The sequence below is a fragment of the Priestia taiwanensis genome, assembly GCF_014638355.1.
In the GTDB taxonomy this organism is placed as follows: domain Bacteria; phylum Bacillota; class Bacilli; order Bacillales; family Bacillaceae_G; genus Priestia_D; species Priestia_D taiwanensis.
This window is the reverse complement of sequence record NZ_BMFK01000001.1, coordinates 1,263,772-1,276,638: the sequence shown is the minus strand read 5'-3', so window position 1 is coordinate 1,276,638 and position 12,867 is coordinate 1,263,772. Positions and strand designations below refer to the sequence as shown.

12 protein-coding genes and 1 pseudogene are annotated in these 12,867 nt (G+C 33.7%); 12 read left to right on the top strand and 1 reads right to left on the bottom strand.

Annotated elements, in window-relative coordinates:
• Positions 1-163 precede the first annotated feature (163 nt).
• The 3 genes from IEV41_RS06655 (at position 164) to IEV41_RS06645 (ending at position 2,901) form a co-directional block, all read left to right on the top strand.
• Complete coding sequence (locus IEV41_RS06655; protein ID WP_188387623.1) at positions 164-832, top strand: DNA alkylation repair protein; 669 nt, start codon at positions 164-166, stop codon at positions 830-832.
• Positions 833-1,075: 243 nt separating this feature from the next.
• Positions 1,076-1,285: an RHS repeat-associated core domain-containing protein gene (locus IEV41_RS20345; protein ID WP_188387622.1), complete on the top strand. Its 210-nt coding sequence runs from the start codon at positions 1,076-1,078 to the stop codon at positions 1,283-1,285.
• 269 nt (positions 1,286-1,554) lie between these two features.
• Entirely contained in the window at positions 1,555-2,901 is a 1,347-nt protein-coding gene (locus tag IEV41_RS06645; RefSeq protein WP_188387621.1) for an outer membrane protein assembly factor BamB, read from the top strand.
• Between the two features lie 484 nt (positions 2,902-3,385).
• Here IEV41_RS06645 and IEV41_RS06640 read toward each other — a convergent pair whose 3' ends face one another.
• Positions 3,386-3,652: a hypothetical protein gene (locus IEV41_RS06640; protein WP_188387620.1), complete on the bottom strand. Its 267-nt coding sequence runs from the start codon at positions 3,650-3,652 to the stop codon at positions 3,386-3,388.
• Positions 3,653-3,853: 201 nt separating this feature from the next.
• Between IEV41_RS06640 and IEV41_RS06635 the strand changes: the two genes are divergently transcribed.
• The 9 genes and pseudogenes from IEV41_RS06635 to IEV41_RS06595 all read left to right on the top strand — a co-directional run bounded on the left by IEV41_RS06635 (position 3,854) and on the right by IEV41_RS06595 (position 12,263).
• On the top strand, positions 3,854-4,060 hold the full coding sequence (locus tag IEV41_RS06635; protein WP_188387619.1) for a hypothetical protein: 207 nt from the start codon (positions 3,854-3,856) through the stop codon (positions 4,058-4,060).
• A 335-nt stretch (positions 4,061-4,395) separates the two neighbouring features.
• On the top strand, positions 4,396-4,542 hold the full coding sequence (locus tag IEV41_RS06630; RefSeq protein ID WP_188387618.1) for a hypothetical protein: 147 nt from the start codon (positions 4,396-4,398) through the stop codon (positions 4,540-4,542).
• A gap of 228 nt (positions 4,543-4,770) precedes the next feature.
• Complete coding sequence (locus IEV41_RS19985; protein WP_229722161.1) at positions 4,771-4,947, top strand: hypothetical protein; 177 nt, start codon at positions 4,771-4,773, stop codon at positions 4,945-4,947.
• Positions 4,948-5,071: 124 nt separating this feature from the next.
• Positions 5,072-5,296: a hemolysin XhlA family protein gene (locus IEV41_RS06620; RefSeq protein WP_188387617.1), complete on the top strand. Its 225-nt coding sequence runs from the start codon at positions 5,072-5,074 to the stop codon at positions 5,294-5,296.
• Positions 5,297-5,591: 295 nt separating this feature from the next.
• Entirely contained in the window at positions 5,592-6,680 is a 1,089-nt protein-coding gene (locus IEV41_RS06615; protein WP_188387616.1) for a phosphotransferase enzyme family protein, read from the top strand.
• A gap of 955 nt (positions 6,681-7,635) precedes the next feature.
• The gene (locus IEV41_RS06610) at positions 7,636-8,505 is read left to right on the top strand and encodes a metal-dependent hydrolase (protein ID WP_188387615.1); all 870 of its coding nucleotides are present in this window, start codon (positions 7,636-7,638) and stop codon (positions 8,503-8,505) included.
• A 484-nt stretch (positions 8,506-8,989) separates the two neighbouring features.
• Entirely contained in the window at positions 8,990-9,694 is a 705-nt protein-coding gene (locus tag IEV41_RS06605; RefSeq protein ID WP_188387614.1) for an alpha/beta hydrolase, read from the top strand.
• A 652-nt stretch (positions 9,695-10,346) separates the two neighbouring features.
• A pseudogene (locus tag IEV41_RS06600) lies at positions 10,347-10,630 on the top strand (L-serine ammonia-lyase, iron-sulfur-dependent, subunit alpha); the annotation flags it as partial.
• A gap of 313 nt (positions 10,631-10,943) precedes the next feature.
• Complete coding sequence (locus IEV41_RS06595; protein WP_188387613.1) at positions 10,944-12,263, top strand: aromatic amino acid transport family protein; 1,320 nt, start codon at positions 10,944-10,946, stop codon at positions 12,261-12,263.
• Positions 12,264-12,867 lie beyond the last annotated feature (604 nt).

Below are 12,867 nucleotides of genomic sequence, written 5' to 3'. Positions count from 1 at the left end.
CTCTTCTATATTATAGGTGGAGAAAGTTTTAATACGATATATAATACAATATTAACTTTGGAGGCATACCATTGCAATAAGGCTTATAACAAAATTAAGTTCTTGATATATCCCGTCAAGGCCATATTATGAAACAGTACTTTAATAAAGGAGTTGTATAATAATGAATGAAAAGAAAGGTACAGAAATAGAACGCTTTTCAAAAGCAGAAAACATTCTACTTCAGATCAATAGTAAAACTAAGCTAGGCGACTTACGAAAAATCGCGAAGGACATTAAAAAAGATCACGAACTAGCTATGGAACTTTGGTCAACCGAAGAGTTTTTGCCCAGACTATTAGCAATCTTAATTATGGACAAAAAACTTCTTTCACAAGATGCGCTAAATAAGCTTGATAAGGATATGCAGACTCACACTTTTGATGAGCGAAATAACTTAATGGATTGGTTAATGGCTAATCAGCTCACCAAAGACAAGCAGAAAATTGCATTGATGGAGTCATGGGAAAATAGTCCTTCTGCTCTTCAAAGGCGAACTTTCTGGTATTATCAAGCGCGATTGAGATGGACTGGACAAACACCGCCTGATAACACCGCATACTTGCTATCTGCATTAGAAGCTAATATTAGACAGGAAGAACCGGAAGTTCAATGGGCTATGAATTTCACCGCAGGCTGGATAGGCGTTCATGATGAAAAGAATCGTGCACGTTGTATTAAACTTGGTGAGAAAACGGGTCTTTACAAAGATGAAATAGTAGCAAAAGGATGTACTCCCAGCTATTTGCCGGAGTTCATTACAATTGAAGTTAACAAACGACATAATAATTAGTTATCTTTGGGAAATTTATTAGTGTTTAATGCAAAAAAATAAAGGAATTCAAAGCTTCAATATAAAAATTGTAATAGGATTGGACCGGAAAATAAAGAAAACACCGCGTTATGGCAGCTAGTTAGTGAAAGATGCAAGGAAGATGTAAAGGATTAACCTACTATCTCTTTTTGGTCTGTAGGGAGCCTCTCAGTAGGTGGACATACGTAATTATCTACATTAGTTGAAAAGCAGCTTACTAATATGAATACCCCAAAGATAAAAAGAGCACTTGCAGGTGAGCAGTTGAATCAAGTGACAGGACACTATCTTTTAGGAAATCGTATTCATAAGTTGACGCTAATGCGATTTTCTACGCCTGATAGCTTAAGCTCTTTCGGTAGCGAAGGTATCAATTCGTATGTTTATACCAATGCTGACCCAGTAAACTATAATAAGTCTACAGGTCACTAAATACAGGGATTATTATATAATAGGACGACTAGGGTCGCATGTAAACGGCTATTCTTTCGATAATAGCCTAAGAATTATAACCTCTATACTCTATATAATTAGTTGACTATTAGTATTATAACGAAAAAAACATTATCTATTGCGTAATAAATGGACGGACTTTCTTTGGAAGGTCCGTCTTTTTTATTTATTCACTTGCTTTTTATTGAAATTTCTTCCAAAAAGACGATATATATAACGGAGTTTAAAAACATATTAGGAGAAAGAAAATGAAGAAATCACTTTTAGCACTTACGGCTTCGGCGATGATTTTCAGTGTAGCAACGCCTAGTACAACGGCTCAAGCTAATAGTAATTATCAGGGAAATCAATTTGAGCAGGGGAAGTATGATACGGAGGCTGAGTTTGCATATGGGAACAACTGGTCTAATAATTTCCCGTATGCTGGTTCAGATAAGAACGAAATAAAATGGCAGTTTAAATCACGCAATAGTAAATTTGAAAGCCGTCCTGCTATCGGTAAAGACGGTACTCTATATGTAACAAATTTTGGAGAAAAGAAATTTTACGCTTTAAATAAAGATGGTTCAATTAAATGGGGAAAATCTGGTCACGAGTTTATAAACACACCGGTTATCGGAGAAGACGGTACTATTTATGTAACAACTAACTGGAATTTACAAGCGTATAATCCAGACGGATCATTACAGTGGAAAATAGATACACATGTATATAGAAGCCCTAGTATAGATAAGGACGGTACTATCTATATACATAATCGTGTGAATGGAACAATTGAGGCATATCACAAGGACGGTTCGTTAAAATGGAAATCTGAAAAAGTAGCTAGTGGAACAGGGGAAATATTTATTTCTCAAAACGGATTAATCCACACATATCTAGCTCGTGCAGGCAGTGTATCATTTTACGCTCACGATAAAAATGGAAAACAGCAATGGACAATAGATTTAGAAAAAAATGTTGCCGGAGCAAAAGGATTCACTTTAGGACCGAATGGGGATATTTATTATAATCATGGGAGCTTTATTTATGTTATCGGACCAGATGGTAAAGTCAAAAATGAGTGGAAAACAGAAGAAAATATTCTAAGCGCCCCTACTGTTTCTTCTAAAGATGGAACTATTTATTTAGGTGGTTATGACTACATATACGCACATAATCCTGATGGTTCAATTAAATGGAAAAAAAAGGAGAAAGCTTTGTTTGGAACTTCAGTAATAGATAAAAATGGGATTGTTTATTTCGCACCAGAACGAAAAGGGATTCTGGCATTAAACTCAGATGGATCTCTAAAATGGGAAAATCCTATTGACGGACATATAAATACAGCAGCGGACAGTAATATTACAATTGGGAAAGATGGAACAATCTACACCGTAGGTCAGGGGACAGATCAGAAAGGTATCTATTATGCTATTACCGCAATCGGCGACACACAATCAGAAACGCCTTGCCCACAACCCGAAGATTACCTACAAACAATAAAAGATTTAATTAAAACGAATAATTTAACAGAAGAACAAAAGAAAGAAGCACGTGAACGTTTAACAAAAGAACGTGATGAATTAAATGAAGTATTAAAGAGTTTAGAGTAATAAGGTTAACATGAAAGGGCGCATTAACTAGGTTTACCAGTGAATCATGTGCCTTTTTGTATATATCAAAAAACAGATACATTGTAGTAGTATATGAGATCATTTGTAGTACCACAAAAGGATAGAACAAGCAGAATTTCTCTGTTTGTATCTATCTTTTTCTTTTTACCTGTTTGCTAGGATAGAAGGACAGTGCAATCTATATGGGATTTTTACAAACGTTAGGGATAGATATTGTCAGTGCAGTTATTATTACAATTTCCAAACCAAGCTAAAGTAAATCCGATAACGCGACTAATTAATAAAGTAACATTGGGGAAATTACTATATAAAAATGTAAATGTTATATCAATAGTTTTGGTCGTTACTGCAATTAATAAAAATAAATAGGGCAATGTAGTGAGATTTTTCATAATTCTGCTACTTTTCATCAGTATAATTCTATTTACAACCATCAATAAGTGAAACTGAACAAAAAAATAGTTTATGGAGAAGCCATGTACATGATGGTTGCCATTAAAATAGGAAGATAACTGAAGTTCAATAGAGCAAGCAAAATAATTTGAAGCGGTTTTCGAGCACCAAATGCTAAAAAGCCACCTAGAATGGGTAAATACATTCCTATCGATAGAAACACATTCATAAAAAGAACGCCATAATCTCCGAATAGTGCTAGTAGTTTATAACTACTTGTAAGAGTGAGAAGTGCAGTAGGTATACAAGCTAAAGATAGTTTAGCCCAAATGTTCATAATATCATCTCTTTTCTAGTTACAAATATAATAGGATGTTAAATTTATCCTTTGTCAGTTTAACAGAGATACGAGATTGAAAGAAAGTATTTGCTTTTATAGGTTTTAAACAAAAATTCCAATTTAGTATATAATCGCTTCTTTTTATGTAGGATATCTTCTTTTTTTGTCGAATCCAAGACATGAAAGGAGGTGCAGCATATGAAACAATTTATCTACAAAGTTTTCACTTATGACAACGATCCTTATTCGAATAATGATGATGGGTTAGAAGATGAGTTAGTAGGATTTGGTGAACTGGGATGGGAACTTGTATCAGCTTTACCAGTTGTTAAGGGAGCAGGAACCGCGGGTGAAGTTTCTGTTCATACAAATAGTATTAAATTTATATTTAAAAAAGAAAAATAATATTTGAAAGTACTCCTTAAGGAGTGCTTTTTATTATGCTTAAAAGGAGTTGAAATACATGTTTAATTTCTTTTTATGGACATCATTGTTGTTTGATAATGCATTTAAATTAATGTTGATTTTACTAGGGGCTACATTGATTTATGCCACTTTGAAAAAGAAATAGTTTTTCACTTGTAGTTAGATTACTCTTCATAATGCGATGGCCGAAGCGCGGAGAGAATAAATAAAAGAGCAATGGGTGCGTGATTTCTCTTTTTGTTTGTCGAAAAATATTTAAAGGATATCTCTATCTTTTGTGAAAAAATAACATTCATATGAAAGGAGGGATTGATATGAAAAAGACGTTTATTGCAATTTTAACGGTTGCTGCATTAGCTTTATCGATGGGTAGCGTAGGTGCAACTGTAGAGAAAGACCTTCGTCCTGGCTATGTACAAATAGTAGATGGATATTGGGATTCTTCGTCTATGGACTGTTAGTACACTGTGTATTGTGAGGGAGGCATCCATTTATTTGGATGCTTTTTATTATGCCTAGAATACGAAATTTCACATATCGTAATTAATAGAAAGGAGCTGATAGATATGTTTATTGAGATGCGTAAAACAGCGCAAGGAATAGGGTATTGGGGTGCTGAAGAGAAGCGTGTATTGTTTGTGGAAACAGGTGATTAACCGGACTTTGAAGTTACACATGTAGATATTGATTTGGCCAATGGGATAGATAGTACAACAGTAGCTTATATACAAATTGCTACATCTACTGATATTAACTTAGATGCACTGAATGTTGAACAGTTGTTTTCATTTGTTAAACAAAACAATATGGATGTACCAAGTAAGTTAAAGATAGAAACACTAAAACAAGGTGGTAGTGTGCAATAATGCCAAAACAAAATATAACTTTTGTTTTGGCATTAAAAAGAACTGGACAAGTATTCACCTTGAAATTACTTTTTTCATAAAATATATAGATTGTTTGTGAAAGTTTAAAAAGGGAGGTGGATTTATGGAAGACTTGCATAGGAAAGTAGATGATTTAAGAATAGAACAAAAAGAAATAATGCGGGATATTCGTAACTTAGAAACTCGGACAACGATTAATGAGAAAGACATCTCTACAATTAATAAGCAATTAGAGAAAATAAGCACGAACACTACTTGGATCTTACGGATTATACTAGGTGTTATTGTAACTGGATTGCTAGGTCTGTTAATAAACATGGGAGTTTAATAGAAATGGAAGAGGCGCGCTAGCGTCTCTTTTTATTATGTGGAGGAATTGAATTGGAGTGCGAGAACGAAAGGGTTGCAAAAATAGGGAATATAGAGATAGTTGAAGCACTATGAATGTATATGTATCTCCTTGATTAAAAGAGCGATGTAGAGACTTTGTGAAAGAGTATTAAAATTTTTATTGTTCTTTTGTGATTTTTGTAAATTTACGCTCTAACTAAATGTTAAATTATACCATACTTAGTTGTATAATTAATTGTAAGCAAAAATAAGAGGCAGGGGGAAATCAATTTATGAATGCAAGTAGCATGGCTTATAATGATGCTGTTAAAATTAGTGATGCATGTTTATTACCATTAGTATCAGAATTGTACGGGTTGGAAGGATATGATATGAGGCTGATTCAGCCTCATATCGGAGGACGTAATGTTATTTATTCTTGTGAGAAAGAGGGCGCTGATGCAAAAATACTCAGAATCTCCTTCTTACCTGATAGAAGTCGGGAAGATTTTCTAGGTGAAATTGAGTATATCAGGTATTTATTCGAAAATGGAGGAAGTGTCTCAGATGTAATCAACTCCAAGAAGGGAAATTTACTGGAAGAAATTACTCATCATCATGATACCTTCTTTATCTGCCTATTTAAAAAGGCCAAAGGAAAAATGCTAGTGGAAAATAATTATCGGTACCGAGAAGGCATTCCAATTACCGAATATTATTATAATTGCGGGAAAGTCCTCGGGAAAATGCACCAACTATCAAAAGAATATACTCCTATCCATCGCCGCCATAGTTTCTTGGAAAAATACAATGCCACATACATCGATAAACTAATACCAGACTCGTTATCTCTACTTAAAGAAAAATTGGTACAACTTCTTAAAACCTTAGAAGGATTGGGCAGAGACCGTGAATCTTTCGGTATGATTCATTTTGATTACAACGATGGGAACTATTCGATAGACTTTGATACTGGGCAAATAACCGTATATGATTTCGATAATTCATGTTTCGGTTGGTATATGTATGACCTGGCAGATCTTTGGACACACGGAGTAGGCTGGATACAATTTGAACCAGACGCAGGTAAACGTAAAAAGTTTATGAAAGATTATTTTGAAACAGTCCTTGAGGGATACAAATCCGAGACTAGTATCGAAGATTCAATGTTAGATAAGTTGCCCTTATTTATTCAAGCAACTCTTATGGAGAATATAGTAGGTGAGTTCGAGGATATGCGGAACAATGGTGAAGAGCTTGAGTGTGACGAGGAAATGTCGTATCTCATAAAATGCCTAGAAGAAGATATCCTGTATAAGGGATTTTTCCATGAAATCTACTCGTGCGAAGAACCCTTTGAGTATGAGGAACGAAATATATAGTCTTTAGTAGCCTTTCATAATTTGATAAGGGGAGTTTATAATAGTAAAACTATTTAAATAAGATTGCTTATTATTCAAGTTAGCTTGCAAATGAAGAGCAGTTAGTAAATACTCACTGCTCTTCATAGAAGATTATTTCATTTAGTGGTGGAAAGAGATTATTCAAAAATCATTGAAAAATAGGTATAAACATATAAAATAATAACTTGAATTAAACAATGCGAGAAATAGTTGTTGATTAAGGGTATTAGCAGCAGATGCAAAAATTAAGCCTGCTATGGGTGTAAGAAATCCAAAAACTCCAATTATCAAAAACATAGTAAATGCTCCATCTATTTGTAACGTAAAACCACTTACCGAAATGAATAAAGTTAAAAATGCAAAAAGTGAACAAGCTAGAGATCGTTTGGCATAATTGTTCATACTATCATCTCTTTTCTATTTTTAAATACAATGTGATGTTAAATTTATCTTTTGTTAGTTTAACAGAGATAAGAGATGGAGAGAAAGTATTTACTTTTACCGAATTTTGAGTGAAAACTTCAATGTAATATAGTCTGACTAGAAAAACTGGAGGCCATCAAGACATTAGAGTATTTTATTACTTTATGTTTTGGTGTTCTTTTTATTGTATAAAGGGAATGAGGAAGATGAATGGTTTCAAGGGCCAACTCCATACTAGGGTCCTGCTGACAAATTGAATGTATCTTAACCTCAATGTGAGAACTATGAAAATACTAGCAGCTCTCATATTATTAGGGTATGTTTGAAAAATACTTTTCTCTCAAAAAATATGTGAAATCATGCTAAAATAAAGAAAATTGACCTGTAGAGGAAGAATCCAATGGATTGAGAAGATATGAAATAATAGATAAGCAATGAGAACATGTTGTACTAACATGCAGTATCAGCTTTTGTGTTACGTATGTTTTAGGAGATTGATTGGAGGAGAGTTATGGATACTATTACCCATACATTGTTTGGGCTCACTACTTATGGTGCTGTGAAGAAAGAGAACATGTCGCAAACGACGAAAAAGGCGCTATTCGTTGCTGCAGTTGCTGGAAGTCAAATTCCTGATATTGATTTCGTTGTACAAATAAGCGAACAAGGAAGAACCATGTATCAAATGTGGCATAGAGGCCTTAGTCATTCTATTTTTCTAGCACCTATTTGGGCTGCCCTTATTTATGCCATTTGCTATTTTATCTGGAAAGAGAAAGATAAAATAATTTTTAATGTGGCCTTACTAAATGTATTGATACACATTGGTTCTGACTCATTAAATGCCTGGGGAACGGGTTTGCTTGAACCAGTTTCATCAGTTCGGATAACATTGGGTGTTATTCCTATTGTAGATGTGCTTATTTGGATCATCATGCTTGTTGGATTTTTGTTTATCAAAATAAAGAAAATGTCTCCAAGATATAAAGTATGGCGAATGGTTTGGTGTGTCATTTTACTACACGTAGCTATTCAAGGTGCACAAGGATATCTTGTTTATCAAGAAGCATCTGCAAATTATGAGAAGGTAACATTATCAGCTGGTTTTATCCCTGGTCATTTTACTGCACTTGGAAAAAACGATAGTGTTGTTCATATGTATCAGCAACGTCTGTTCGGAGAGAAAGAACTGGTAGAAACGTTCCATTCTCATGAAGAAGCTGATTTACAACCATTATTCACAGAAAACCCACGCGCGGAGGTATTGCGACAGTGGGCACCATTTTTAGTCGTTGTGGATAATGAGGAAAAATTAGGTGTTTATGATCCGAGGTTTTATCGCAATGGAGAATCTTTTTTATTTGAGTATATAGAAAAATAAGTGTGAAGCAATTAAAATAGTACCCACAGAATAATCATCTTATAAAAAATCACGCATGCGGATATAAAAGTATGTGTGATTTTTTATTGTCTTTTTTATGAAATACAAAAGTAGAGTGTAATTGAAATCCCGTCATATCATCATTAAATTAAAAGTAAATTGTCGCTCAAAACGAAAAACGGGCGGGTTTATCTAATACATGTAAAGAGAAGTTTCATTAAATATAAGTGTAATAATATGAAAGTCTTTGTTTCTTTACATGATAGGAACTTTTTCAGTGCTGTCATGTAGCCATTTGTTTTTCTGCTTTCATCTCTCCATTATCTTGAGTTAGTCTCTTAACTTCATTACACTAAATAAGCTAGGCTATATTTAGGAACTTTACAGGTCTGTTATTCCAGATAAAGTAAAGTCTACCCATATTTCATTAAGTGCTGTATTCATAATAAGTTTAAAATACAAACATCTTAGGGAGGTGATATAGGTGAAGAAATGGATAAAAATCGCTATGTACTCTGTACTAGGTATATTGATTATAGGAAGTATTACTTTTTTTGTATGGTCTCAGTTTACGTATAAACCAACCGAAGAAGCTTTATCATTAGTAGATCAAAAAGATAAAGAGAACTTGGTATTTGGACAGAAAGAAGCTGAAATAGGGATTATTTTTTATCAAGGAGCAAAGGTAGAAGTAGAGTCTTACAGTTATTTGGGAAAAGGTCTTGAAAACAATGGATATTTTGTTGTGATGCCTAAATTACCATTTAATTTAGCAATCCTTGGAACGAATGTAGCAGGTGATATAATTGAAACATATCCTAAAATTCAAAAATGGTATGTTGTTGGGCATTCACTGGGTGGATCGATGATTTCTAGATATGCCTTTCACCATGAAAAAAAGGTAGAAGGTATTATTTTCTTAGCTTCTTATCCAGCAGATGATTTTTCTACCAAATCGATTCCAATGTTATCAATTTATGGTGAAGTAGATGGTGTAGCAACTGTAGATGAAATAAAAAACAGAGGGAATTTCATGTCAAAAAATACGACCATGCACATGATAAAAGGAGGGAATCATGCTAATTTTGGCATGTATGGTAAGCAAAAGGGAGATAATGATAGTTTAATTACATCAAAAGCTCAACAAGATGAAACAGTAAAAGTAATTGCTGAATGGTTGCAAAAATAGAAATCTGAAGGAAGTAGTAAAGAATTGACAGAGAAATGACAAAAGGAGATATATCTTCTAGATGAGAAGATAACAAATTTAGAATCACTCAAAAATTTCTATACGGATTTTCAAAGAGGTATTAAAGCAGTAGATAATCGTTGTTTACCCTTTAATATTGTAAGTAGGGAATAGCGTATTTGTAATTTAATTAGGTGAAAGATACGTGGAAGCTCTATCCAATTGGATGGGGCTTTCAATAAGTTCTAAGCTATTAATAGAGTGTAACACAAGGAAGAGCAATCCATTGCGAACCGGTGCCTAATTTATTATTTGTCTAGTATTTTGTTTATTGAATATTTTTAAGAATAAAAAAATATCAAAATCATCAATATACGAGTTATAATGAGACGTCCAAAGATAATCTATTACCTATGGAAACATATCAAACCTGATTCTGGTGCGAAAATTTTAAAGACCTTGCAAGCAATCTTCTGAAATTTGACTTACTGAGTTATGATTGCTCTAAGAAAGGTATGATCAGAAGGATATTTTATTTCAATATGAAAATGAAAGCGTTGTCGGATGGGTCTTGTTTTGTCAACAGTATGTTGGTATCGAGATACAACTTAAATTTTCGTGATGTAATAGAAATGATCGAGGAATGCCGTAGAAATCTTCTGAAAATTCCTCAATTACATTACAACATTTACTCGATTTAATTTGTGATTCGGTTGCTGGTTTGGTAGAAATTCAGTATGTAAAGAGAAACACCATTGGAACGGCAAATGCTTTAGTAGCAGCGGACATTGCATTAGCCAGTGTAAAAAAATCATCAATGTTGATGAAGGTATGGAAGCGATGTATAGAGAGATGCCTCGCGAAGTAAGAAAGATAGGTGTAGGCGGAATTTCGGCTACCACACCTACAAGATTACCATTAAAAGTGAAATTTTAGAAGGGGAATAACTAAAAAATAAACAATTATTGTCAATTTTGTGAAATGATTAACAATTCTATTCTCTATTGTTCTCTTAAAGGTGTCTGTATATGGAAAGTTATTATCGCTAAAAGATATTACTATACCATTAAGGTGTTTTGTGAGCGTTAATAAATCCTTCAGGTTAATGCTTAGTGAATTTTTGGATTTTAATCCATTTAGAGGAAGAGCACACAAAAGTTGGCGTACCTTGTAGGCCGGTTTCAAAAATGGTCTGAATTCATAAGCGTGAAAAGAGACGGAAGAATAGGATATGAGGGGGAGTCATCATATGAATGGAAATACTGCAGAAAAAATAGAATTACAATCTGAAAATACAGCAGTAAAAAATGAAGAATATTTAGATCCTAAAAAATGGAATAAACAGGATACTACATGGGCAATGAGCCTTTTTGGAACAGCAATTGGAGCAGGAGTACTCTTCTTACCTATTAATGCAGGTTCAGGGGGGTTATTATCATTACTGCTAATTACCTTACTTGCATACCCTGTTATGTATTACTCGCATAGGGCGCTTGCTAAAATGATATACGCTTCTAATTCTGCAGATGAGGGAATTACAGGTACAATAAGAGAGTATTTCGGAAATAAGGCAAGTATTATTTTTAACATCGTATATTTCAGCTCTATTTATACGATTGTGTTGATGTATTCAATTTCACTTACAAATACTACAAGTAGTTTTATGGTGCATCAATTGGGCATGGAAGAGCCTTCAAGGGCAATTTTATCACTTGTATTAGTATTAGGTCTTATAGCTATACTAAATTTTGGTCAAGATATCACTGTAAAGATAATGAGTATGCTAGTATATCCTTTTATAGCTTCTCTACTCTTTATCGCAGTAGCTTTGATTCCACAGTGGAATACATCGATGCTTAGTTTTTCAACTGCTTCTACTGGTTCAACAGGAACAGGATATTTTGCAACATTATTAATGGTACTACCAATCATTGTATTTTCGTTTAATCATTCTCCTCTTATTTCATCATTTGTTGTGAAACAGAGAGCTACCTACGGAATAAAGGCTGTGGATGCTAAAACTGCTCAAATACAAAAAGTTTGTTATATCATGACATTCGCTGTTGTTATGTTCTTTGTTTGGAGTAGTGCTTTGAGCTTAACTCCAGAGGATCTTATGATGGCAAAAGAACAGAACTTGTCAATCCTATCATACCTTGCTAATGAGCTTGATCAACCTTTAATTACGATTGCAGCTCCTATCATTGCTTTTGTAGCTATAACAAAGTCGTTCCTTGGCCATTATATAGGAGCACATGAGGTAATGCGTGACTTGGTTATGAAGTTTGGTAAAACACGTGGTAAAAATCTAGGAGAAAAGACAGTTAATATGATGATCCTTATCTTTGTTGTATTAACATGCTGGTATGCAGCTTATGCGAATCCAAGTGTTCTTGGACTTATTGAATCGCTGAGCGGTCCGTTAGTTGCTGCTATCCTATGTCTATTACCAATGTATGCGATTTATAAAGTACCAGTACTAGCTAAGTACAAAGGACAAATGAGCAATATCTTTGTCATTCTTGTAGGTGTACTTACTGTCTTAGCAAGTATTAATTCATTATTCTAATTTGGATCTGTGTGGCAATGGAATAACCGATGTATACAATAATTATTATATGACCTTGAATTTAGGCATTATTGTATATTATTGGAGATTCAAGTGCTAGAAAAGTAGTTGTTTTTCAATAATCTAGAAATATTCCCTTGCCTCTACTGGTATTTGATTAATGAAAGATGTCTGTTAACCGTTGCTTACTACGTTATTTAGCTTTATTGTTACAAGTAGGTCCATCATGTAAAATAAAAAACCCAATTCTCAATGTTAGTGCTGAGAATTGGGTTTTTATTTTATTAGAACTCCTCACTTAAGAGTTTGACACATTTAAACAAAGTGAAAGGAAGGATAGTTTGAAAAAATGGAAAATTTTTATATTTGTCGTTATTTTGTCAAATATTTACATAATCATGTAGCGGAATTTGTTTTAAACTAGACATTGTAAGATATAAAAAAATTGATAGGAGGAATGCTATGTGCGTTAAGGTGTTAGCTATCAGTAGTAGCAACAAGGTTATTGTTTGCGAGTGTAATAGGGGACTAAAAGTAGTATATAAGTTTTAGAAACGGCTAACCAAATTAGATTTGCCTAAATGCTCATCTAGAGACTATGTTT

Excerpts from the sequence above, each read along its gene's own strand:
- IEV41_RS20345 (WP_188387622.1), top strand. The coding sequence starts at position 1,076 with ATGAATACCCCAAAGATAAAAAGAGCACTTGCAGGTGAGCAGTTGAAT.
- IEV41_RS06640 (WP_188387620.1), bottom strand. The coding sequence starts at position 3,652 with ATGAACATTTGGGCTAAACTATCTTTAGCTTGTATACCTACTGCACTT.
- IEV41_RS06630 (WP_188387618.1), top strand. The coding sequence starts at position 4,396 with ATGAAAAAGACGTTTATTGCAATTTTAACGGTTGCTGCATTAGCTTTA.
- IEV41_RS06615 (WP_188387616.1), top strand. The coding sequence starts at position 5,592 with ATGAATGCAAGTAGCATGGCTTATAATGATGCTGTTAAAATTAGTGAT.
- IEV41_RS06595 (WP_188387613.1), top strand. The coding sequence starts at position 10,944 with ATGAATGGAAATACTGCAGAAAAAATAGAATTACAATCTGAAAATACA.
- IEV41_RS06655 (WP_188387623.1), top strand. The coding sequence starts at position 164 with ATGAATGAAAAGAAAGGTACAGAAATAGAACGCTTTTCAAAAGCAGAA.
- IEV41_RS06620 (WP_188387617.1), top strand. The coding sequence starts at position 5,072 with ATGGAAGACTTGCATAGGAAAGTAGATGATTTAAGAATAGAACAAAAA.
- IEV41_RS06610 (WP_188387615.1), top strand. The coding sequence starts at position 7,636 with ATGGATACTATTACCCATACATTGTTTGGGCTCACTACTTATGGTGCT.
- IEV41_RS06635 (WP_188387619.1), top strand. The coding sequence starts at position 3,854 with ATGAAACAATTTATCTACAAAGTTTTCACTTATGACAACGATCCTTAT.
- IEV41_RS06645 (WP_188387621.1), top strand. The coding sequence starts at position 1,555 with ATGAAGAAATCACTTTTAGCACTTACGGCTTCGGCGATGATTTTCAGT.